15 protein-coding genes are annotated in these 22,377 nt (G+C 72.1%); 7 read left to right on the top strand and 8 right to left on the bottom strand.

All coding sequences use genetic code 11. The annotated features are described in order from the left end of the window. The first annotated feature begins 605 nt into the window (after window positions 1-605). The gene (locus tag KIH74_RS03585) at window positions 606-2,921 is read left to right on the top strand and encodes a putative bifunctional diguanylate cyclase/phosphodiesterase (protein WP_214154251.1); all 2,316 of its coding nucleotides are present in this window, start codon (window positions 606-608) and stop codon (window positions 2,919-2,921) included. Window positions 2,922-2,952: 31 nt separating this feature from the next. Further along, window positions 2,953-4,776, top strand: coding sequence for an endonuclease/exonuclease/phosphatase family protein (locus tag KIH74_RS03580; RefSeq protein ID WP_214154250.1), 1,824 nt, complete (start codon window positions 2,953-2,955; stop codon window positions 4,774-4,776). 2 nt (window positions 4,777-4,778) lie between these two features. Here the strand turns inward: KIH74_RS03580 and trxA are convergent, their stop codons facing one another. Continuing rightward, complete coding sequence (gene trxA / locus KIH74_RS03575) at window positions 4,779-5,153, bottom strand: thioredoxin (protein WP_214154249.1); 375 nt, start codon at window positions 5,151-5,153, stop codon at window positions 4,779-4,781. 181 nt (window positions 5,154-5,334) lie between these two features. Here trxA and KIH74_RS03570 point away from each other — a divergent pair, with 181 nt between their 5' ends. Further along, window positions 5,335-7,080, top strand: a complete 1,746-nt coding sequence (locus tag KIH74_RS03570) for an acetyl/propionyl/methylcrotonyl-CoA carboxylase subunit alpha (RefSeq protein WP_372491996.1) — start codon at window positions 5,335-5,337, stop codon at window positions 7,078-7,080. Between the two features lie 58 nt (window positions 7,081-7,138). On the opposite strand, the gene KIH74_RS03565 is transcribed toward KIH74_RS03570, so the two are convergent. Together KIH74_RS03565 and KIH74_RS03560 are read right to left on the bottom strand one after the other, a co-directional pair. Next, on the bottom strand, window positions 7,139-7,996 hold the full coding sequence (locus KIH74_RS03565) for a purine-nucleoside phosphorylase (RefSeq protein ID WP_214154247.1): 858 nt from the start codon (window positions 7,994-7,996) through the stop codon (window positions 7,139-7,141). Window positions 7,997-8,001: 5 nt separating this feature from the next. After that, window positions 8,002-8,481, bottom strand: a complete 480-nt coding sequence (locus KIH74_RS03560) for a gamma-glutamylcyclotransferase family protein (protein ID WP_214154246.1) — start codon at window positions 8,479-8,481, stop codon at window positions 8,002-8,004. A gap of 133 nt (window positions 8,482-8,614) precedes the next feature. Here KIH74_RS03560 and KIH74_RS03555 point away from each other — a divergent pair, with 133 nt between their 5' ends. Both KIH74_RS03555 and KIH74_RS03550 read left to right on the top strand, forming a co-directional pair. Further along, window positions 8,615-9,970 carry an NAD(P)H-quinone dehydrogenase gene (locus KIH74_RS03555; protein ID WP_308113556.1) on the top strand — a complete coding sequence of 452 codons (1,356 nt, stop codon included), beginning with the start codon at window positions 8,615-8,617 and terminating at the stop codon, window positions 9,968-9,970. Window positions 9,971-10,048: 78 nt separating this feature from the next. Next, window positions 10,049-11,794, top strand: a complete 1,746-nt coding sequence (locus KIH74_RS03550; RefSeq protein WP_214154244.1) for a phospho-sugar mutase — start codon at window positions 10,049-10,051, stop codon at window positions 11,792-11,794. A gap of 27 nt (window positions 11,795-11,821) precedes the next feature. Here the strand turns inward: KIH74_RS03550 and KIH74_RS38315 are convergent, their stop codons facing one another. From KIH74_RS38315 to KIH74_RS03530, 4 genes are all read right to left on the bottom strand, one after another. Next, the gene (locus KIH74_RS38315; RefSeq protein ID WP_214154243.1) at window positions 11,822-13,924 is read right to left on the bottom strand and encodes a tetratricopeptide repeat protein; all 2,103 of its coding nucleotides are present in this window, start codon (window positions 13,922-13,924) and stop codon (window positions 11,822-11,824) included. A gap of 25 nt (window positions 13,925-13,949) precedes the next feature. After that, window positions 13,950-15,056, bottom strand: a complete 1,107-nt coding sequence (locus KIH74_RS03540) for an adenosine deaminase (protein WP_214154242.1) — start codon at window positions 15,054-15,056, stop codon at window positions 13,950-13,952. Window positions 15,057-15,135: 79 nt separating this feature from the next. Beyond that, complete coding sequence (gene ligD / locus KIH74_RS03535) at window positions 15,136-16,233, bottom strand: non-homologous end-joining DNA ligase (protein ID WP_214154241.1); 1,098 nt, start codon at window positions 16,231-16,233, stop codon at window positions 15,136-15,138. Between the two features lie 210 nt (window positions 16,234-16,443). Beyond that, window positions 16,444-17,544 carry an ATP-dependent DNA ligase gene (locus KIH74_RS03530; RefSeq protein ID WP_246570920.1) on the bottom strand — a complete coding sequence of 367 codons (1,101 nt, stop codon included), beginning with the start codon at window positions 17,542-17,544 and terminating at the stop codon, window positions 16,444-16,446. A gap of 151 nt (window positions 17,545-17,695) precedes the next feature. Between KIH74_RS03530 and KIH74_RS03525 the strand changes: the two genes are divergently transcribed. Continuing rightward, entirely contained in the window at window positions 17,696-18,472 is a 777-nt protein-coding gene (locus KIH74_RS03525) for a beta-phosphoglucomutase family hydrolase (protein ID WP_214154446.1), read from the top strand. Continuing rightward, a complete protein-coding gene (locus KIH74_RS03520; RefSeq protein ID WP_214154239.1) occupies window positions 18,469-20,835 on the top strand; it encodes a glycoside hydrolase family 65 protein in 2,367 nt (788 codons plus the stop codon). Before KIH74_RS03525 ends, KIH74_RS03520 begins: the two co-directional genes overlap by 4 nt. A gap of 70 nt (window positions 20,836-20,905) precedes the next feature. Here KIH74_RS03520 and KIH74_RS03515 read toward each other — a convergent pair whose 3' ends face one another. Then, entirely contained in the window at window positions 20,906-22,195 is a 1,290-nt protein-coding gene (locus KIH74_RS03515; protein WP_214154238.1) for a thymidine phosphorylase, read from the bottom strand. Window positions 22,196-22,377: the final 182 nt, after the last annotated feature.

The raw sequence follows: 22,377 nt of genomic DNA, 5'->3' as shown, positions 1-22,377 counted from the left end.
TTCTGTCACGGAATCGGTACAGTGACATGAATTGATGGCATCTAACCGTTTCGGTTGCCGGGGCTGCTGTGAGCCTCAACACTGTTCGCATGGGCGCTATCGGAGCGGGCGGCAACCGCCCGGTCATCATGCCTGAAGACCCTGCACCGCCGCCTGAAACCCCAGGTCGTGGCGACATACCCGGGCTTCTGGGTGAGGTCGGCGAGCCACCGGGACGCACCGGTGCCGCACCGGTCCCCCGTCCGTCGGCACCCGCCTCCCCGCCCGGCCGGACGACTGTCAACGGTGTCACCGATTGCAACGAACTGCCCGAAGGCGCGGGGTTCCCCACCGGTACGGTGACCGGCTGGGCGCACCCCGTCGGGGCCGCTCCCCGCGCGGCGGCCGGGCTCGCGGATCTCCCGTCAGGTGCTGTGGCGGGGACCCCCTGTCCCGGTGCGGACGCCTCCCGCCCCACCTCCGTTGCGGCCCCACCCGTTCCGGCCACCCCCGTTCCCGCCCAGCCCGTTCCCGCCCCGCCCGGAGTCCGTCCGCACGGGAAAGATCGCTCGCCCGACGCGGTTTCGTCGGAGGTTTCGTCGTCCTCAGGTGTCCGGCCGCAGAGGGTGGTGCCGCTGCTCCAGACGGCGATGCTGCTCGCGGTGGCCGTGGCGGTGATCCCGGCGACGCCGCCCGACCCGCGCACGGCGCTGGCCGTGGCGGTGCCGTGCGTGCTGCTGTGCACCGCGCTCCTGCTGACCGGATCGGCCCGGGACGCACCGGCGACGCCGGCCGTGTCCCGCGCCTGGTGGCTGCTCGCCGCCAGCTACGCCGCGACCGCCGTCGCCGTGGCCTGGTGGACGACGTCCGGGCAGGACCACGACCGGCTGGTGCTGGCTGTCACCACCCTCGGCCGGATCGGGCAGGTGGGCGGGGTGGTTCTGCTGCTGCGCGGCCGCTCTCCGCGCTGGGCCCGCAGCGACGGGCTGGATCCCGTGGTGGTGGTCACCGGCGCCACCGCCCTCGCCGTGGTCGCGCTGGAACTCACGCTGGCCAACCGCACCGGCACGGCCGGACCACCGCCCTCGATCGCCTGGCTGCCGCTGCTGGTCGACGTGGTGCTGTTCGTGCTGGCCGTGACCACGATGGCCGCGACCAGCCGGCCCCTGCGCTCGCAGCTTCACCGGCCGGCGGTGGGACTGCTCGTGGTCGCCGTCGCCGATCTGCTGAGCTTCCGGGTCAGTGGTGTGCCGGCCCTGGTCTCCGCGCTCGACGCCGGTTTCGGCGGTCCGGCCTGGGTCGGTCTGCTCGCGCTGGCCGGACACGCCACGGTCGGCTGGGGCGCCGTCGCCACCGGACCGGGCCGGAACCGCCTCGCCCGCCTGACCGGCACCCGGGAGCTGCCCTCGCCACTGCCCGGCGCCCGCGGCGACGCCCCGGCCGCGATCGTGGTGGCCGGTTGCGCGGTGCTGGTCGCGGTGTCGCTGGTGGTGCCGCAGGCCCCCAGGATCGGGGCCGGCCTCGCTCTGGTCTGCCTGGTGGTCGCGGTGTTTCGCACCCGGGAGGTGCTGCGGTCCGACCGGCGGCGCAGCCTGGGCGCGATGCCCCGGCCGCACACCGACGCACTGACCGGGCTGGCTGACCGCCGGGCCCTGGCCGAGGCTCTGGCCGACCGTTCCCGGGGCGACTCCGGCGCGGCCGGCCTGCCCCGTTCCGCCGGCCAGGGCACCGGGCTGCTGCTGGTCGACCTGGACAACTTCAAGGACGTGAACGAGGCCCTCGGCCACGACAGCGGCGACCGGCTGCTGACGGCGGTGGGCGCCCGGTTGCGCACCGCCCTGCTGCCGGGGCAGATGCTCGCGCGGCTGGGCAGCGACGAGTTCGCCGTGCTGCTGCCCGGCGCCGGGGCGGCCCGGGCGAGCACGATCGCGCAGAGTCTTCAGGCCGCGCTGCGGGAGCCGTTCGACGTCGGCGGCTCCCGGCTGCACGTGGCCGCGAGCATTGGCATCGCCACCAGCCCCGCACCCGGCGCGGTGCCCGGCGCGGCCGACGGGCCACCCGGTGATCTGCTGCGCCGCGCCGACGTGGCCCTGCACCGGGCTCAGCGCGCCCGCAGCGGTCAGGCGCTCTACGACCCGCTCGGTGACGACGGCAGCGAGCGCCTGCGTCGCACCGGTGAACTACGCCAGGCGCTGGCCCGCGGCGACATCGAGGTGCACGTGCAGCCCCAGGTCGACCTGGCGACCGGGCAGGTGGTGGGGGCCGAGGCGCTGGCCCGCTGGCGGCATCCGCACGACGGGGTGCTCCTACCGGCCGCCTTCCTGCCGCTGGCCGAGCACACCGGGCTGGCCCGGCCGATGGCCACGCTGGTGCTGGACCGGGCGCTGGAGGCCTGCGCGTCGTGGTGGCAGGCCGGCCACCGGGTGCCGGTCAGTGTCAACCTGACCGCCGACGACCTGCGTGACGAGGAACTGCCGGGCCGGATCTGGGCGGCGCTGCACCGGCAGTCGCTGCCGGCCGCGGCGCTGCGGGTGGAGATCACCGAGCAGGCGCTGCTGACCGACCCGGAGGCGGCGGCAGGTCTGCTGGCCCGGTGGCGCAAGGCCGGGGTGTCGGTGTCGATCGACGACTTCGGCACCGGGTACTCGTCACTGTCGTACCTGCGTCAGCTGCCGGTGGACGAGGTGAAGCTGGACCGGGCGTTCGTGGCCGACCTGGCCCGGGAGAACACCGTGACGATCGTGCGGCACACCATCGCGATGGCCCACGGCCTCCAGGCCCGGGTGGTCGCCGAGGGGATCGAGGACGTGCCGACCGCCCGGCAGCTCGCCGGTCTGGGTTGCGACATCGGCCAGGGGCTGGTCTACGGGGCGGCGATGACGGCGCCGGAATTCCTCGCCCGGCTGCGCGCTGCGGCCCCGGGACACCAGCGACGGAACTGATGCACAGCGGCTTGCGATAACTTTGACCGTCATGGACGGCCGCTCCCCAGAACGCGGATCAAGCCGCGGGCAGGATGGCGACCTCACCCCGCAGCCCCGCAAGACACGTCGCGAGTTGCGCGCCGAGCGCGAGGCCGCCGAGCGCGCGCGGACCGGCGAGCAACCGCAGCACCCGGGAACCGGTCCGCAGCAGCAGTTCCCGTCGCAGACCGGTGAGCAGCAGATCCGGCCCCGCACCGGCCCCGTCCCCCGGCACCACACCGGCCCGACACCGCAGGTGCCGCCGGGGTCCGTCGGGGCGGGCGGTGGGGACGCCCACTCCGGGACCGGCTGGACCGGTGCCCAGGGTGGGACGGGTGGCATGCCTCGGTCTGCCGATCAGGGTGGGCTGGGCGGCCTGGGTGATCGGGTGCGCACCGGTCCGCCGGGGCGCCGGCAGCCTCGCCCCTGGGACGAACCGGAACCGGGTGACGGGTCAGGATCCGGCCCGCACCAGACCGGGCCCCAGCAGACCCCGCGGCCCTGGGACGACCCCGCCCCCGCCCCTCGCCAGCAGGCCCCCCGTCCGTGGGACGAGCCCGAGCCGGACGCCCCGCGCCGTCCCAAGCGTCCTGGGCGGGGGCCGCTGGAGGAGCGGGTTCCGCTCAATCCGACGACCCCGTTCGTCGGTGTCCCCGTGGGCCGCGACGACCCGCAGGCCGGGGACGGCGTGGGGCGGGGCGGGGCAGATCGTCGTCCATCATTGGCGCAGGCGGCCATGAGCACCACCGGGATGCCCCCGCGCGAGGCGTCGCGCCGGGACCGCCCGAACCGGCTGCACCCCGGCCCCGAGGACGAGGACTACGACGCCGACGAGTACGACGACGAGGCGGACGACGAGCCGGACCCGCACCAGCCCGTCGACCGGCGCCGACGCCGCCGCACCGGCCTGTGGCTGACGTTCGTGGCCCTGCTGCTGGCGCTGTGGTCGGCCACGATGTTCGTGGACTCGGCCTCGCCGCTGCTCACCGTGCCGTCCGGACTGCTGCCGCTGGTCACCATTTTCGCGCTGCCGGTGATCGCGATCGGGGTGGGCGGCAAGCACTTCGTCTCCACCGGCATCGCCACAGTGGCCGCCCTGCTGCCGTGGGCCATGGTCGCCGGCTACGCCTCCTCGCGGGAGGCCCCGGCGGGCAACATCTCCAGCGTGCGGGTGATGACCGTGGACGGCAACAAGGGCTCGGCGGACGCCGGGTCGATCGCCGGCGCCGCCGCGGACTACTCCGCCGACGTCGTGATCGTCACCGGCCTGACCACCACCCTGGCCCACGACCTGACGGTGGCCGGGCTGGACCGCGACACCCCGCCGGTCTACGTGCACGCCGACGGCGACACCACCCAGGGCATCGGGGTGTGGAGCCGGCTGACCGTCTCCGGCATGGCCGAGGTGGAGGGCTTCACCGAGCCGACGGCCTCCGGCGTGCTGGAGGCGGGCGAGGCCCGGGTGGGGCTGACCATCACGCAGATGCCCGGCAGCACGCTGCTGCCGGGCAAGGGGTGGCGTTCCGACCTGGATCGGCTGGCCACCCAGGAGGTGGAAGGGGCCGAGACCGGGTCACTGCTGGTGGGCGACCTGAAGCTGTCGCCGTGGCAGCCGGCCTTCCGGGCGCTGGAGAAGGCGGGCTGGGAGGACGCGGCGGACGTGGCCGGCAAGGGCCTGCGCCCGACCTGGCCGAGCTGGTCGCCGCTGCCCGTGACCCCCGCCGACCACCTGATGGTGGACGACGGGGTGGGAGTCAGCTCCGCGGCGACGGTCAACATCGCCGGCAGTTCTCACCGGGCCCTGGTCACCTCGCTGGACGTGCCGACGGGCTGACGTCAGCTGCGGCCGGCCTCACGCAGCTGGGCCTCGTACTGGGTGCGCACCTCGGTCATGTCGAGCCCGCGCACCTGGCTCAGGATGTCTTTCAGCGCCTCTTCCGGCAGGGCGCCGGGCTGGCCGAACACCGGGATGCCGTCGCGGTAGACCACCAGCGTCGGGATCGAGGTGACGCCGTACTGCGCGGCGAGTTCCTGCTGGTCCTCGGTGTCGACCTTGGCGAAGACGGCGTCTTCGTTCTGGTCGGAGACCTTCTCGAAGATCGGGCCGAAGCGCTTGCACGGGCCGCACCACTCCGCCCAGAAGTCGATCAGGACGATGCCGTCCTTGACCGTTTCGTCGTGGTTCTCATGGGTCATCGTTGTAGTAGCCACGCCTGCTCAACCGACTTCACCGCGGCACGATTCCCCGGCGTGCGCCAACCGGACCCACCTCACCCGGGGTGTCCTGGGTCACTTCTGGTGCGGTCCCGGACCATGGTCCCGGGGATAATCTCCGGATGGTGGAGAGGGGAGCCCGATGACGACCGCACCCACGATCAGCCTGGTCAGCCCGATCAGCAAGGTCCTGATCGCCAACCGCGGCGAGATCGCGGTGCGCATCGCCCGCGCCTGCCGTGACGCCGGCGTCGCCTCGGTGGCCGTCTACGCCGAGCCCGACCGCGACGCCCTGCACGTCACCGTGGCGGACGAGGCCTACTCCCTCGACGGCACGACCGCGGCGGAGTCGTACCTGGTGGTGGACAAGCTGCTCGACGTGGCGGCGCGCTCCGGCGCGGACGCGGTGCACCCGGGTTACGGGTTCCTGGCCGAGAACGCCGACTTCGCCACCGCGGTGATCGCCGCCGGGCTGACCTGGATCGGGCCTCCCCCGGCCGCGATCGACGCGCTGGGCGACAAGGTCAAGGCCCGGCACATCGCCCAGCGCGCGGGAGCTCCCCTGGTGCCGGGCACCAGCGACCCGGTGGCGGACGCCGGTGAGGTGGTGGCCTTCGCCCGGGAGCACGGGCTGCCGGTCGCGATCAAGGCGGCCTTCGGCGGTGGCGGCCGGGGCCTGAAGGTGGCGCGCACGCTGGAGGAGATCCCGGAGCTGTTCGAGTCGGCCACCCGGGAGGCGGTCGCCGCGTTCGGTCGCGGCGAGTGCTTCGTGGAGCGGTTCCTGGACCGGCCCCGGCACGTGGAGACGCAGTGCCTGGCCGACCGGCACGGCAACGTGGTGGTGGTCTCAACCCGGGACTGCTCGCTGCAACGGCGTAACCAGAAGCTGGTGGAGGAGGCGCCCGCCCCGTTCCTGACCACCGCGCAGACCGCCGAGCTGTACCGGGCGTCCAAGGCGATCCTGGCCGAGGCCGGTTATGTCGGCGCGGGCACCTGCGAGTTCCTGGTCGGGCCGGACGGGACGATCTCGTTCCTCGAGGTGAACACCCGCCTCCAGGTGGAACATCCGGTGTCCGAGGAGGTCACCGGACTGGACCTGGTGCGCGAGCAGTTGCGGGTCGCGGCCGGGGAACCGCTGGGCTACGACGACCCGGCGGTGCGCGGGCACTCGATCGAGTTCCGGATCAACGGGGAGGACGCCGGTCGCGGCTTCCTGCCCCAGCCCGGCACGGTCACCCGGTTCGAGGCGCCCTCCGGGCCCGGCGTGCGGCTGGACTCCGGGGTGGTGTCCGGGTCGGTGATCGGCGGCGGGTTCGACTCGATGCTGGCCAAGCTGATCGTCACCGGTGCCACCCGGCGGCAGGCCCTGGAGCGCGCCCGCCGGGCCCTGGCCGAGTTCGTGGTGGAGGGCCTGCCCACGGTGCTGCCGTTCCACCGGGCAGTAGTGGGCGACCCGGCGTTCACGTCCGAGCCGTTCGGCGTGCACACCCGCTGGATCGAGACGGAGTTCGCGAACACGATCGAGCCCTGGTCCGGCGTCACGGGTACACCTGAGGACGACGCGGGGCCGCGCGAGCGCGTCGTGGTCGAGGTCGGGGGCAAGCGCATCGAGGTGGTGCTGCCGGCCGGCCTGGGGTCGGCCACGGCCGCGCCGTCCCCGAAAAAGCCTGCCCGCCGGGCGAAATCGGCCAAGGCACCGGCCGCCGGCGGTGACTCGCTGACCTCGCCGATGCAGGGCACCATCGTCAAGGTCGCGGTGCGGGAGGGGCAGCGCCTGGAGGCCGGTGACCTGGTGGTGGTGCTGGAGGCGATGAAGATGGAACAGCCCCTGACCGCGCACAAGGCCGGCACGGTGACGGCGCTGACCGCGCGGATCGGCGGCGCGGTGACGTCCGGCGCGGTGATCTGCGAGCTGAAGGACTGACGGGTGGGTCCGCCGCGAACAGACGCGACAGGCGCGGCGGACCCACCCGGAGCTCGTCTCAGAGCCGGCGGACCACCTCAGCCAGCATCGAGCCCACCCGCTGGGCCGCGGCCTTGCCCTCGGCCAGCACCTCTTCGTGGCTGAGCGGCTGGTCGGAGATGCCGGCGGCGAGGTTGGTCACCAGTGAGACGCCGAGGATCTCCAGGCCGGCCTCACGGGCGGCGATCGCCTCCAGGGCCGTGGACATGCCGACCAGGTCGGCGCCGAGCCGCCCGGCCATCCGCACCTCGGCCGGGGTCTCGTACTGCGGGCCACGGAACTGCGCGTAGACGCCCTCGGGCAGGTCGGGCTGCACCTCCCGGCAGATCGCGCGCAGCCGCGACGAGTACAGGTCGGTGAGGTCGACGAAGGTCGCGCCCTCCAGCGGGCTCGCCCCGGTCAGGTTGATGTGGTCGCTGATCAGCACCGGGGTGCCGGGCTTCCAGTCCGGGTTCAGGCCGCCGCAGCCGTTGGTCAGCACGACCATCGAGCAGCCCGCCGCCGCCGCGGTGCGCACACCGTGGGCCACGGCGCGCACGCCCCGGCCCTCGTAGTAGTGGGTGCGGCTGCCGAGGATCAGCGCGTGCCGGGGGGCAGCGCCCTCCACGGCCGGGGCGATCCGCACGGAGCGCAGCTGGCCGACGTGGCCGGGCACGCCGGAGACGGTGAAACCGGGCACCTCGGTGGCCGGGATCTCGGCCAGCGTCTCGCCGAGCAGGTCCGCCGCCGGGGCCCAGCCGGAGCCGAGAACCAGTGCGACGTCGTGCTTCGGCACGCCGGTGAGCTCGGCCAGCCGCTGCGCGGCGCGGGCCGCGAGCTCCCGGGGCGACTCGTCCGGGGTGTTCGCCGTCTTCGGTTCTGATGCCTGCGTGCTCATGGAACTCACCGCTCGTTCGGGGGAAGGTGCTCAGGAGTGTCGCTCGACGCGCACGGCCGGGAGCGCAGGTCGAGCAGGTAGTCGTCGGGCGCCCCGCCGGCCTCGGCGGCGTCGGCGAGCATGCCGAGGTAGTGGGCGGCGGGCAGGCCGCCCTCGTACGCGTCCAGCACGTGCACCCAGGCCACGAACTCGCCGTCCAGGGTGTGCACCCGGACATGGATCTTGCGGGACAGGCCGGTGGCCAGTCCCTCCCACTCGTCCAGGGCCTGCTCGTCGCCGGGCGTGACGTCGTACAGGCTGATGTAGACCTGGGCTGAGGGATCCTCGACCAGCGTCGCGAGGGCACCGTCCACGGCGTTGGGCACCTGGGCGAAGGTGAGACGCCATCCGGTGATCCACCCGAAGCCGCGCAGCGGCGAGTGCGGAGCCCGCAGCGCCATCCGCTCGGGGTCGAGGTTCGCGCCGTAGGCGGCGTAGAGATCCATGGGGGACAGAGTAGGGATTCGGAGGTCCGGCCGTGCAAACGCCCGGTCGCCGTCCCGGACGTTCATCCTGTTCGCTCCGGTCCTGACGGCGGGCGCCGCGTGCCGTTCCGCCCTGGTGCGGGAGAATGACCGGGTGAGCGCGAAGACCAGGATTGTCATCGTCGGCGGCGGGCCCGGCGGCTACGAGGCGGCCCTGGTGGCCACCCAGCTCGGTGCCGAGGTCACGGTGATCGAGGAGAACGGCCTGGGCGGCGCCGCCGTCCTCACCGACGTGGTGCCGAGCAAGACGCTGATCGCCACGGCCGACATCCTGGCCACCGTCGGCGACTCCCGCGAGCTCGGCATCCGCGGCCTGGGCCGGGTGCGGGCCGACCTGGGCGCGGTGAACCGCCGGGTCAAAGGACTGGCCCTGGCCCAGTCCAACGACATCCGGCAGCGCCTGGAGAACGAGGGTGTGCGGGTGGTCGAGGGCCGCGGCGTGCTCGAGGGACCGTCGCGGGTGCGGGTGGGCGCGCACACCTTCGAGGCCGACACGCTGATGGTCTCCACCGGCGCCGGCCCTCGTGAGCTGCCCGACGCCCGCCCGGACGGCGAGCGGGTGCTGAACTGGACCCAGGTGTACGACCTGGAAGAACTGCCCGAGAAGCTGATCGTGGTCGGCTCCGGCGTCACCGGCGCCGAGTTCGCCAGCGCCTACCACGCTCTCGGCGCCCAGGTGTCGCTGGTGTCGAGTCGCGACCGGGTGCTGCCGGGCGAGGACGCGGACGCCGCAGAGGTGCTGGAGCAGGTGTTCCGGCGCGGCGGCATGGAGGTGCTGTCACGTTCGCGCGCGCAGGGGGTCAAACGCACGGACGACGGAGTGGTGGTCACGCTCGCCGACGGCCGCACGGTCGAGGGCTCGCACTGCCTGATGGCGGTGGGGGCCGTGCCGAACACCTCGGGCATCGGCCTGGAGTCGGCCGGGGTGACACTCACCGCCTCCGGCCACATCGAGGTGGACCGGGTGTCGCGCACCACCGCCCGCGGCGTCTACGCGGCCGGCGACTGCACCGGGGTGTTCCCGCTGGCCTCGGTGGCGGCGATGCAGGGCCGCAAGGCGATGTGGCACTCGCTCGGCGACGCGGTGTCGCCACTGGAGCTGCGCCTGGTCAGCTCGAACGTGTTCACCTCGCCGGAGATCGCCACGGTGGGCGTGACCCAGGCCCAGGTGGACGCCGGGCTGGAGGCCAACGTGATGAAGCTGCCGCTGGCCACCAACCCGCGGGCCAAGATGCAGGGCATCCACGACGGTTTCATCAAGCTGTTCGCCTCGCCGTCCGGCCGGGTGCTCGGCGGCACCGTGGTGGCGCCCCGGGCGTCCGAGCTGATCCACCCGGTGACCCTGGCGGTCTCGACCCGGCTGACGGTGGACGAGGTGGCGTCGGCGTTCACCGTGTACCCGTCGATCTCCGGTTCGCTGGCCGAGGTGGCGCGGCAGTTGCACTCATAGTCCGGAAAGTTCGACCGCTCCGGTCAACGCAACCGTCCGGTATCCGACCAGGGGATGTCGACCAGGTAAGTTTCCGGTGTGGACGAAACCGAGCTCGCCGGTCTGGTCGACCGCGCGACGCACTGGCGGGACGCGGATCCTGACCCCCGCACCCGGCTCGAGGTGGACCGGCTGATCGAGCTGGTCACCTCCGGCGACTCCACGGTCTCCGGGGAGGCGCGGGACGAACTCCAGCAGCGCTTCGCCGGCTCGCTCCAGTTCGGCACCGCGGGTCTGCGCGGCGCCCTGGGTGCCGGGCCGAACCGGATGAACCGTGCCGTCGTGATCCGGGCCGCCGCAGGCATTGCCGCCCATCTGCGGGCGACGCTGAAGAACGACGACAGGCCACCGCGGGTGGTGGTGGGCTACGACGCGCGGCACGATTCCGACGTGTTCGCCCGCGACACCTGCGCGGTGCTGACCGCCGCGGGCTGCGAGGCCCGGCTGCTGCCCGGCCCGCTGCCCACCCCGGTGCTGGCGTTCGCGCTGCGCCGGCTGGAGGCCGAGGCCGGGATCATGGTGACGGCGAGCCACAACCCGCCGCAAGACAATGGTTACAAGGTCTACCTCGGCGGCCGGGCGGACTCCTCCCCCGGCAGCGGCGCGCAGATCGTGCCGCCGACGGACGACCACATCGCCCACCAGATCGCGCATGCTCCACCGGCCATCGACGTGCCGATGGCCACCGACGGCTGGCAGGTGACCGGCCCGCAGATCGTGGACGAGTACCTGGCCTCGGCCGGTGCGGTGCTCACCGCCGGGGCGGCCCGGCAGATCGACATCGTGCTCACCCCGATGCACGGGGTCGGCGGCGAGACCGCGGCCCGGGCCTTCGCGGCGGCCGGGTTCCCGGCGCCGTACCTGGTTCCGGAGCAGGCCACGCCCGACCCGGACTTCCCCACCGTGAGCTTCCCCAACCCGGAGGAGCCGGGTGCGCTCGACCTGGCCCTGCGTGCGGCCCGGGAACGCGGCGCCGACCTGGTGATCGCGAACGACCCGGACGCCGACCGGTGCGCCGTGGCGGTGCCGACCGGCGGAGCGGGCACCGCCGACGACCCGGACTGGCGCATGCTGCGCGGCGACGAGGTGGGCGCGCTGCTCGGCGACTACCTGCTGAGCTCCGGCGGCGGCACGGGTGGTCACAAGAAAACCGTTGCCAGCTCGATCGTCTCGTCGCAGTTGCTGGCCCGGGTGGCCCGCTCGCACGGCGCCCGGCACCTGGAGACGCTGACCGGTTTCAAGTGGCTGGCCCGGGTGCCCGACCTGACCTACGCCTACGAGGAGGCGCTGGGCTACTGCGTGGCGCCCGGCTCGGTGCGCGACAAGGACGGCATCAGCGCCGCCCTGCTGATCGCCGAGTACGCGGCGCGGCTGCGGGCCGAGGGCCGCACCCTGCTGGACGCGCTGGACGACCTGGCCCGGCGGCACGGCCTGCACGCCACCGACCAGTTCTCGGTGCGGGTGGACGATCTCGCGCAGATCACGGCCATGCTGGAGCGGATCACCCAGCACCCGCCGGCCACCCTGGCGGGTGCCGCGGTGAAGACGTGCGAAGACCTCGGCGAGGGGGTGGACGGCCTGCCCGGGACTCCCGGGCTGCGTTACCGCACCACCGACGGCGACCGGGTGATCATCCGACCCAGCGGCACCGAGCCGAAGCTGAAATGCTATCTGGAAGTGGTGATTCCGGTCGGCGGCGAGTCGGTCGCCGAGGCCCGGGCCACGGCCGCGGAACGACTGGCCCGGATCACCGCGGACGTGTCCACGGCGCTGGGGATCGGCTGAGTTCCGCCGTTTACCATTGAGATCGGCCTAACGACGACGGTACCCCGCGTCACCGAACGAGAATTGGGTGGCCGGGGCCCGTTCGTCCTCGCGGACCAGGGGTTTCGGGTCCTGCCGCATGGCCTGGGTGGGCCCCGAGGTGGCGACCGGCCGGCTGGTCAGATCGATTTTCTTACTGAAACCGGCCTTCTCGGCCACGCTTTCGACGTACTCGTCGTCGGGGGCGATGCGGCGCGCCGCCTCCAGCAGCTCCCTGGCCTCGGCCGGGCGCAGTTGCAGCAGGCGGATGCCGGCCAGCGAGGCGAGCGCCCGCGCCGAGTCCGGGTGCCGGCCCAGGTACTCCTCCAGGTCGGGCCCGGCCGCGTTCGGGTCGGCCAGCGCCAGGTTCACCTCCGCCCGCAGGTAGGCCAGATGGTCGCCGGCCATGTCGATCTCGGCGCGGCGCAGGGCGGTGTCGAGACCGGTGTGGTCCTGCCCGCTCTCGCTCAACGCCACCGCCAGGTCGCGCACCAGCGTGGAGTCGTCCGGGTTCACCTGCATGGCCCGGCGAAGCAGCGGCACGGCCAGGTCGGAGTGCCCGCGCAGGTGCAGCAGCCGGCCGAAACGTGCTGGCGCACCGTCGATCCCGGGATTGGCCTCGATGAAGCCGAGGGCCGTGTCGACCGCCTTGTCGATGTCGTCGGCATCCAGGTCGATCACGATCAGCGCCTCGACCGCGAGGTCGTCGTCCGGGTGCAGTTCCAGGTAGGTGGCCAGGTCGAGGCGGGCATCCTCGGGGTCGCCGAGCACCTGCTGACACTTGCCCCGGACGTACCACATACGGTCGTCGGCCGGGTTCAGCTCCAGCGAACGCGTGGCGTGCGGCAGCGCCTCGGCCTCCCGGTCCAGCATCCACAGCGCCCGGGCCAGCCGGCCGTGCTGCGCGCCGTCGTCCGGATCGGTGGCCAGGGCCTGGCGCAGATACGGAACGCACTCGTCGTAGCGGTGACGGGTGAACAACCACTGCCCCATCAGCCCTGCGATGCCTGCCCTTTCGTGCGTGGGCATGGTGACGGCCGCCAGCGAGCAGTCGCGCAGGGCCTGGTCGAACGCGTCGTCGTCGTGCTCGCGCAGTTGCAGCAGGATGGCCGCACGCTGGAGCAGGGCCTGCGGGTGCGCCATCACCGCGGCCGGGTCGGGCTCGGGGCCGAGCGCCTCGTCGAGCAGTTCCAGCGCCTCGGCCAGGGCCTCGCGGCTGCCCGTGCCGTGGTGCACCCGGTAGATCGCGTCGGCCAGCTTCAGCCCGGTCTCCTCGCGCGGTGCGCCCAGGGCCCGGGCCTTGCGCAGCAGCTCGGCCCCGCGCGCGTAACGGCCCTCGGCCAGCACCACGTCGATCTCGGAGGCCAGCCGGCGCAGCTCGCGCATCGAGTCCAGGTTGGTGCGGCCGGTCAGGTAGTCGGGGGTGAGGGTGGGCACCCGGGAGGCCACGGCCTGGCGGAAGCGCTGCCAGGCGAACCGTTCCGGCCCGTCCGGGGTGGTCTCCAGCACCTGGCCGGTCAGCACCAGCGAGGGCGGCACCTCGCCCCGGGCCTCGCGCACGCCCTGGCCCTCGACCACACCGATGCGGGTGCGGCCGTTCTCCAGCACCGGTGCCTTCAGCGCGCCGCCGACCAGCATCGGGAAGGCCTCGGAGATCAGCAGCTTGGCCGAGACGTCGCCGTCCAGCCGGGCCCCGCCGGACGGCCCCGCTCCGCCGAAAACCTCGGAAACCCGCAGATCGCCACGCACCACGAGCTCCAGCCCGCTGATCGCGATGTTGCGGGCCTTCAGGTCGCCGAGCACGTACAGCGACATGCCGGTGGCCGAGCGGGGGTGCTGCACGGCCTGGCTCACCACCAGGTTGCCGGCGATGATCAGGCCGTGCACGTCCGGCTCGGGACGGGTGAAGGCGGCGGACACCGCCTCGGCGCCGTTGCTGGGGTCGAGGTCGAGTTCGTCCATGTCGACGTCCCCGACCAGGAGCAGCAAGGACAGGGCCGGGTTGGAGGCCAGCAGCCGGGCCATCATCGTCCGGCGCAGGTCGTAGCGTCCCACCGCATCCGCGGCGAGTACGCGCCGGGAGCCCGGGAAGCGGGCCGGCCGGTACGCCACCGCTCAGTCCCCTCCTTCGGGTCGGCTAGCCGGCGCCCAACTGGGCGTAACCGGGTTTCACGACGCCCTCGATCAGAGCGAGCCTCTCATCAAATGGGATGAAAGCACTCTTTAGCGCATTAATGGTGACCCATCGTAGGTCTTCCAGCGACCATCCGGCCCGCTCGACCAGCAGCGTCATCTCCTGCGTCATCGAGGTGCCGGACATCAGCCGGTTGTCGGTGTTCAGCGTGACCCGGAACCGCAGGTCCTTGAGCAGGCCGATCGGGTGCTCGGAGATGCTGCTGGCGGCGCCGGTCTGCACGTTGCTGGACGGGCACAGCTCCAGCGGGATGCGCTTGTCGCGCACCCAGCCGGCCAGCTTGCCGAGCTCGGCCGCCGGGCGGCCGTACTCGTCGATGCCGCCCAGCACCTGGATGTCGTCCATGATCCGCACGCCGTGACCGAGCCGGTCGGCGCCGCAGACCTGCACGGCCTCCCAGATGCTCGGCAGGCCGAAGGCCTCACCGGCGTGGATGGTCACGTGCATGTTGGCTTCGTGCAGGTAGTCGAAGGCGTCGAGGTGACGCGAGGGCGGGAAACCGGCCTCGGCCCCGGCGATGTCGAACCCGACCACGCCGTTCTCCCGGTGCCGCTCGGCCAGCTCGGCGATCTCCCGGCTGCGCGCGGCGTGGCGCATGGCGGTGACCAGCTGACCGGTGCGGATCGCGTGACCCGAGGCCGCGGCCTCCTTCTCGCCCTCGGCCAGGCCCTCGCCGACCGCGGCGACCACCTCGTCGAGGGTGAGGCCGGCCTCCAGGTGCTGCTCCGGGGCGTAGCGGATCTCGGCGTAGACCACGCCGTCGGCGGCCAGGTCGAGCGCGGCCTCGCGGGCCACCCGCACCAGGTCCTGGCGGCGCTGCATCACCGCGACGGTGTGCACGAAGGTCTCGAGGTAGCGCTCCAGCGACCCGGAGTCGGCGCTACGGCGGAACCACTCGCCCAGCTCGGTGGGGTCGGTGGCGGGAAGTTCATGGCCTATCTCGGCGGCGATCTCGCACACCGTCGACGGCCGGAGGCCGCCGTCCAGGTGATCGTGCAGCAGCACCTTCGGGGCGCGCGAGAGGCTCGCTAGTTCAACTGGACTGGACACCCGGGCAGCTTATAGCCAGGCACCCGCCCGGCAGCGGAACGTCAACCATCTGCCGCTGGATCGTAACTGCCCCGCCGGCTCAAGAGCCTTTCGGCCTGTCACCGTCCCAGCGGGCCGGGTCGGCGTACCAGTCGCGGTCCGGGATGCCCTCGGTGTCACTTCTCGAGACCGAGGGACGCGCGCGCTTGGGTTCCCCGGGCATCTTCGGGTAGTCCGGCGGGAACGGCAGCTCGCCCAGCCCGTTCTCCAGGTCGCGCCGCCACAGCTCCAGGGCCGGGCCGATGTCGCCGGCCCGGTCGTGGAGCGTCTCCCAGGGGTCGCCCCGATCCGCCAGGAGCTGCGGAACCGTCTTCACCGTCAGGGTTTTCGGGTCGATGCCGGGCAGCTCGTCCCAGCTGAGCGGGGTGGAGACCGGGGCGTGCGGCAACGGCCTGGGACTGTAGGCGCCGGCCATCGTGCGGTCTCGGGTGCACTGGTTGAAATCGACGAACACCCGTTCTCCGCGCTCCTCCTTCCACCAGGCCGTGGTGACCAGATCGGGGGCGCGGCGCTCCAGCTCACGGCCGATCCCGATGGCGGCGTGCCGCACGTCGAGGAACTCGTGGGCCGGGGCGATCGGGGTGAACACGTGCACGCCGCGGTTGCCGGAGCTCTTCACGTAGCCGGTGAGCCCGAGTTCGGTCAGCAGCTCGCGCAGGCGCAGGGCCGCCTCGACCGCGTCGGCGTAACCCCGCCCGGGCTGCGGGTCCAGGTCGAGGCGCAGCTCGTCGGGGTTGTCGGTGTCGGCCGTGCGCACCGGCCAGGGGTGAAAGGTCAGCGTGTTCATCTGCACGGCCCAGACCGCGGTGGCGATCTCGTCGACCACCAGCTGCGGATGACTGCGGCCGCTGGGGTAGGTCACCTTCACCGAACGGGCGAAATCAGGGACGCCGCGGGGCGGGTTCTTCGAGTAGAACCGTTCCCCCTCCACCCCCTCGGGGAAGCGCTCCAGCGACACCGGCCGGTCGCCCAGCGCCCGGAGCAGGGCCGGGCCGACCGCGACCACGTAGTCGGCCAGGTCGCGCTTGGTGATGCCGAGCTCGGGCCAGAGCACCCGGTCCGGGCTGGACAGCCGCACCTGCCGGACACCCTCCGGGCCCTCGACCTCGATCTGCACCGCCGCGCTCTTCGCCGCCATCGTCGTCCCCTCGTCGCCCTGTCGTGCCCGTTCGAGTCGCCCCGTCGTGCCCGTTCGAGTCGCCCCGTCGTGCCCGATCGAGTCGCCCGCCTCCAGCCGTCGAGCCCAAAGTGCCCTCGCACTGCCCCCTTCCCAACCAACCGGCAAGGGAGACGTGTCTCCCCGGGTGGGCGGGGTCCACCTACCTCAAGACCGCACGAGCCGCTGAAACTAATCGCCCTCGATCGCCGGCGGGCGCGATCCGACCGGCGACAGCACGTCGTCAAGCCGGAAGCTCACCGGCCGCTCCAGCTGTCCGTAGCCGCAGCTGTCCGGGGTGCGGTCGGTGCGCCAGCGGCGGAACTGCGCGGTGTGCCGGAAGCGGTCGCCCTCCATCTGGTCATAGGCCACCTCCACCACCAGATCAGGCCGTAAGGGCACGAACGACAGGTCTTTCGTCGCGTTCCAGCGTGACACGTTGCCCGGCATCCGCTGGTGCTCGTGGGCCTGCGCCTCGGCCCACTTCCCCCAGGGATGAGCACCCAGCTCGTCCACCGCCATCCGGTACGGCTCCAGCTCCTGCACCAGTTCGGCGCGGCGGGCCATCGGGAACGAGGCAGCCACCCCGACGTGCTGGAGCGAGCCGTCGTCGCGATACAGGCCGAGCAGCAGCGATCCCACCACCGGACCGCTCTTGTGCCAGCGGAATCCGGCCACCACGCAGTCCGCCGTACGGGCGTGCTTCACCTTGAACATCGTGCGTTTGTCCGGCAGATACGGACCGTCCAGGGGTTTCGCGACCACCCCGTCCAGTCCCGCACCCTCGAACATGCCGAACCAGTCCCGGGCGGTGGCCAGGTCGGCGGTGGCGGGAGTGACGTGGATCGGCGCACGGGCCTGTGCCAGCGCCTGCACCAGCCGGGCCCGGCGCACCGAGAACGGTTGCCCCATCAGGCTCTCCGAGCCCAGCGCGAGCAGGTCGAAGGCGACGAACGAGGCCGGCGTCTGCTCCGACAGCAGCTTGATCCGGCTGGCCGCCGGGTGGATGCGCTGCTGGAGCACCTCGAACTGGAGCCGGTCGCCGACGATCGTCACGATCTCGCCGTCGATGACACAGCGTTCCGGGATGTTCCGCCGCAGCGCCTCGACCAGCTCCGGAAAGTAGCGGGTCATCGGTTTCTCGTTGCGACTGCCCAGTTCCAGATCGTCGCCGTCACGGAACACGATGGTGCGGAAGCCGTCCCACTTCGGTTCGACGTGACCGACATCCGGGATTTCCGGAACCGATTTCGCCAGCATCGGCTTGACCGGCGGCAGCACGGGCAGGTCCATGCCGACCATCCTGCACACCTCATCCGCCCAGCGCACGCCAATCCGGGCCGGATCCGTGAGCGGTTGCGCGACCTCCTCGACCGGCAGCGGCGGCGCACGGTTGTGCCGAACGCGTCTGCGACACCCCTCGTGCTGTGGTGTGCTTGGACGCATGTCCGATCCGCAGACAGCGCGGCCGCGAGACGTCGGCCTGCCCGAACACGTTTTAGCTTGCCTCTTCGACCTCGACGGCGTCATCACCGACACCGCGTCGGTCCACGCCTCAGCCTGGAAGGAGATGTTCGACGCCTATCTCGCCGAACGGGCGGAACGCCTGGGTGAGCAGTTCGTCCCGTTCGACATCGCCACCGACTACGTGAAGTACGTCGACGGCAAGCGCCGGCAGGACGGAACCCGCAGTTTCCTGACCTCGCGCGGCATCACGCTCCCCGAGGGCACCGCCGACGACTCCGCGCAGACGGAGTCGGTGAACGGGCTGGGCAACCGCAAGAACAACCTGGTGCACGAGAAGATCGAGAAGGAAGGCGTCACGGTCTACCAGGGCTCGGTGCGCTACCTGGAGGCTGCCCAGGCCGCCGGTCTGCGCATCGCCGTGGTGTCGTCCAGCGCCAACACCGCCGAGATCCTGCGGGTCACCGGACTGGAGAAGTTCGTCGAGACCCGGATCGACGCCCAGGCCGCCATCGCCGCGGGCCTGCACGGCAAGCCCGCCCCCGACACGTTCGTCGAGGGCGCCCGCCGGCTCGGCTTCGAGCCCGCCCAGGCGGCGGTGTTCGAAGACGCGATTGCCGGCGTGGAAGCCGGACATTCGGGAGCTTTCGGCATCGTCGTCGGAGTCGACCGGGTGGGTCACGGTGCGGCACTCGCCCAGCATGGGGCGGATGTGGTGGTGACCGATCTGGCACAACTGATAGATAACCGCGCATGAACCGCCGAGCCGCATTCACAGTCGAGCCGTGGTGCATCCGCGAGACCGAGCTGCACCTCGAAGACCTCGGGTCCACCGAGTCGGTCTTCGCTCTCTCGAACGGGCACATCGGGATCCGCGGAAACCTCGACGAGGGCGAGCCCCACGGTCTGCCCGGCACCTACCTGAACTCGGTCTACGAACGTAGGCCGCTGCCGTACGCCGAGGCCGGCTACGGCTATCCGGAGTCCGGCCAGACGATCATCAACGTCACCAACGGCAAGCTGATCCGCCTGCTGGTCGACGACGAGCCGTTCGACCTGCGCTACGGGCACCTGGACAGTCACGAGCGGGTGCTCGACATGCGGGCGGGCACGCTGCGCCGTCAGGCGGAGTGGCGCTCCCCCGCCGACCAGGCGGTGCGGGTCACCTCCACCCGGCTGGTCTCGTTCACCCACCGTTCAGTGATGGCGATCGCCTACGAGGTCGAGCCGCTGCACGAGACCGCCCGCGTGGTGCTCCAGTCCGAGCTGGTCGCGAACGAGCAACTGCCGGAAGGCGGTTCGGTGGACCCGCGGGTCGCCGCCGCCATGCACAACCCGCTCCAGGCCCTGGAGCACGACTGCAACGGCAACCGCATCACCCTGGTGCACGAGACCCGGCACAGCGGCCGCCGCGTCGCCGCCGCGGCCGAGCACGTGATCGAGGTGCCGGAGGGCGTCAAGGTCTCCACCAACTGGGGCGTGCGCCCGGACTGGGGCCGCCTCACCGTCACGGCCACCCTGCGCCCGGGCCAGAAGCTGCGGCTGATCAAGTTCGTCAGCTACGGCTGGAGCTCTCAGCGTTCCCTGCCTGCCCTGCGCGACCAGGTGGCGGCCGGCCTGACCGGTGCCATCCACACCGGCTGGGACGACCTGCTGGCCGAGCAGCGGCAGTACCTGGACGAGTTCTGGGCGCGCGCCGACGTCGAGGTCGACGGTGACGAAGAGCTCCAGCAGGCCGTGCGTTTCGCGTTGTTCCACATCATCCAGGCCGGGGCCCGGGCGGAGCAGCGGCCGGTGCCGGCCAAGGGCCTGACCGGCCCGGGCTACGACGGGCACTGCTTCTGGGACACCGAGACCTTCGTGCTGCCGGTGCTGATCCACACCGCCCCGCGCGCGGCCGCCGACGCCCTGCGCTGGCGGCACAGCACCCTCCAGAAGGCCAAGGACCGTGCGGCCACGCTGGGCCTGAAGGGTGCCTCGTTCCCGTGGCGCACGATCAACGGTGACGAGTGCTCCGGCTACTGGCCGGCCGGCACCGCGGCGTTCCACATCAACGCCGACATCGCCGACGCGGTGATCCGCTACCACGGGGCCACCGAGGACGACGAGTTCGACCGTGAGATCGGCCTGCCCCTGCTGGTCGAGACCGCCCGGCTGTGGCGCTCTTTCGGCCAGTTCGACCGGGACGGCTGGTTCCGCATCGACGGTGTCACCGGGCCGGACGAGTACAGCGCGATCACCGACAACAACGTCTACACCAACCTGATGGCACAGCGGAACCTGCGGGCCGCGGCCACGGCGGCCTCCAGCTACACCGAGGAGGCCGAGGCGCTGGAGGTGGACGCCGAGGAGATCAGCGCCTGGCGGCAGTGCGCCGACTCGATGTTCATCCCGTACGACGAAAAGCTCGGCGTGCACCCGCAGGCCGAGGGTTTCACCCGGCACGCGGTGATGGACTTCGAGTCGCTCACCGAGGAGGACTACCCGCTCCTGCTCACCATGCCGTACGTGCAGCTGTACCGGCAGCAGGTGGTCAAACAGGCAGACCTGGTGCTGGCCATGCAGTTGCGGGGCGACGCGTTCACCCCGGAGCAGAAGGCGGCCAACTTCGCCTACTACGAGAAGCTCACGGTGCGCGACTCGTCGTTGTCGGCCTGCACGCAGTCGGTGCTGGCCGCGGAGGTCGGGCATCTCGGCCTGGCCTACGACTACACCATCGAGAACGCCCTCACCGACCTGCACGACCTGCACAGCAACACGACCAACGGGCTGCACATCGCCGCGCTGGCGGGCACCTGGATGTCACTGGTCGCCGGGTTCGGTGGAATGCGTGACACGACAGGCACTCTCGCTTTCGCGCCGCGGCTTCCCGAGGGCCTGGACCGGCTCGCCTTCACGATCACCCACAAGGGCCTGCGCCTGCGGGTGGAGACGGACGGCAAGCAGGCCACCTACACGCTCAGCGACCACGAGCGGAACCCGGACGACGAGCTCGAGATCCTGCACCACGGCGACCTGGTCACGCTGAAGCTCGGCGACCCGGTCACCCTGGCGGTGCCCCCGAGCCCGACACACCCCCGGCCGTCCCAGCCGTACGGCCGGGAACCGTTGCGCCGCTAGGGTTCACGGTCAAATTTGGGACGACGATGAGCTCCGACGGCGCTCATCGTCGTCCCGAATTCTCTGCCCCTCAGACGGTGATGCGGTCGATGATCAGGGGCCGGTGCTCGGGACGGTCGCCGTAGGGAGCGATCGTGTATCCGCCCTCCAGCGCCTCGATCGCCGTCTCGAAACGCTCCGGTGTGTCGGTGTGCAACGTGAGAAGCGGCTCCCCGGCGCGCACTTCGGCACCCGGCTTGACGTGCATCTCGATGCCGGCGGCGGCCTGCACCGGGTCTTCCTTGCGCGAGCGGCCCGCGCCCAGACGCCAGGCGCCGATACCGACGGCCATCGCGTCGAGCGTCATCAGCACGCCGTCGGCCGGGGCGAGCACCTGGTGGGTGTGCCTGGCCACCGGCAGCGGGGCGTCCGGGTCACCGCCCTGGGCCGCGATCATCCGGCGCCACGAGTCCATCGCCCGGCCGCTCTTCAGCACGTCCTCCGCATCGGCGGAAACCCCTGCGGTCTCCAGCATCTCCTGCGCCAGGGCGAGGGTCAGCTCGACCACGTCCGGGGGCCCGCCACCGGCCAGCACCTCCAGCGACTCGCGCACCTCCAGCGCGTTGCCCGCGGTCAGGCCGAGCGGCGTGGACATCTCGGTGAGCAGGGCCACCGTGTTCACGCCGGCGTCCGCCCCGAGCCGCACCATCGTCTCGGCCAGCACCCGGGCCTGCTCCTGCGTCTTCATGAAGGCGCCGGTGCCGACCTTCACGTCGAGCACCAGTGACCCGGTGCCCTCGGCGATCTTCTTGCTCATGATCGACGAGGCGATCAGCGGCACCGACTCGACCGTGCCGGTGACGTCGCGCAGGGCGTACAGCTTGCGGTCGGCGGGGGCCAGACCCTCGCCCGCCGCGCAGATCACGCCGCCCACCTCGTCCAGCTGCCGGGCCATCTCGGCGTTGCTCAGCCGCGCCCGCCAGCCCGGGATCGACTCCAGCTTGTCCAGCGTGCCGCCGGTGTGGCCGAGCCCGCGGCCGGACAGCTGCGGCACCGCCGCCCCGCAGGCCGCGACCAGCGGGGTGAGCGGCAGCGTGATCTTGTCGCCGACGCCGCCGGTGGAGTGCTTGTCGGCGGTCGGGCGGGACAGGCCGGAGAAGTCCAGCCGCTCGCCGGAGGCGATCATCGCCGCGGTCCAGCGGGCGATCTCCTCCGGCAGCATGCCGTTCAGCAGGATCGCCATCAGCAGCGACGACATCTGCTCGTCGGCGACGACCCCGCGGGTGTAGGCGTCCACCACCCAGTCGATCTGCGCGTCGCTCAGACGGTTGCGGTCTCTCTTGGCGGCGATCACGTCGACGGCGGCGAAGGGTTCGGTCATGATCCGGAGACTAACGAACCCGCCGCCGGAACCGGCGTCCGGCGCTTACGCCCCGCGCGTACGAACCATTCAGGCCCGGTCGTAGCGGCTCCACTGTGTGTGGGCGTACCAGCCGACCAGCAGGGTGAACGAAACCAACAGGAACCAGATGGCTCCCCGGGCACGCGGTTTCGGGCCTCCCC

This window comes from Kineosporia corallincola (assembly GCF_018499875.1).
Taxonomy (GTDB): domain Bacteria; phylum Actinomycetota; class Actinomycetes; order Actinomycetales; family Kineosporiaceae; genus Kineosporia; species Kineosporia corallincola.
Note: the sequence above shows the minus strand (reverse complement) of the source record. Positions and strands in the feature narration are given on the sequence as shown.

What these genes read in the sequence shown, in the direction of transcription:
- KIH74_RS03565 (WP_214154247.1), bottom strand. Translation starts at nt 7,996, where the DNA reads ATGAGCACGCAGGCATCAGAACCGAAGACGGCGAACACCCCGGACGAG.
- KIH74_RS03525 (WP_214154446.1), top strand. Translation starts at nt 17,696, where the DNA reads ATGTCCGATCCGCAGACAGCGCGGCCGCGAGACGTCGGCCTGCCCGAA.
- KIH74_RS03515 (WP_214154238.1), bottom strand. Translation starts at nt 22,195, where the DNA reads ATGACCGAACCCTTCGCCGCCGTCGACGTGATCGCCGCCAAGAGAGAC.
- KIH74_RS03530 (WP_246570920.1), bottom strand. Translation starts at nt 17,544, where the DNA reads ATGGACCTGCCCGTGCTGCCGCCGGTCAAGCCGATGCTGGCGAAATCG.
- ligD (WP_214154241.1), bottom strand. Translation starts at nt 16,233, where the DNA reads ATGGCGGCGAAGAGCGCGGCGGTGCAGATCGAGGTCGAGGGCCCGGAG.
- KIH74_RS03580 (WP_214154250.1), top strand. Translation starts at nt 2,953, where the DNA reads ATGGACGGCCGCTCCCCAGAACGCGGATCAAGCCGCGGGCAGGATGGC.
- KIH74_RS03520 (WP_214154239.1), top strand. Translation starts at nt 18,469, where the DNA reads ATGAACCGCCGAGCCGCATTCACAGTCGAGCCGTGGTGCATCCGCGAG.
- KIH74_RS03560 (WP_214154246.1), bottom strand. Translation starts at nt 8,481, where the DNA reads ATGGATCTCTACGCCGCCTACGGCGCGAACCTCGACCCCGAGCGGATG.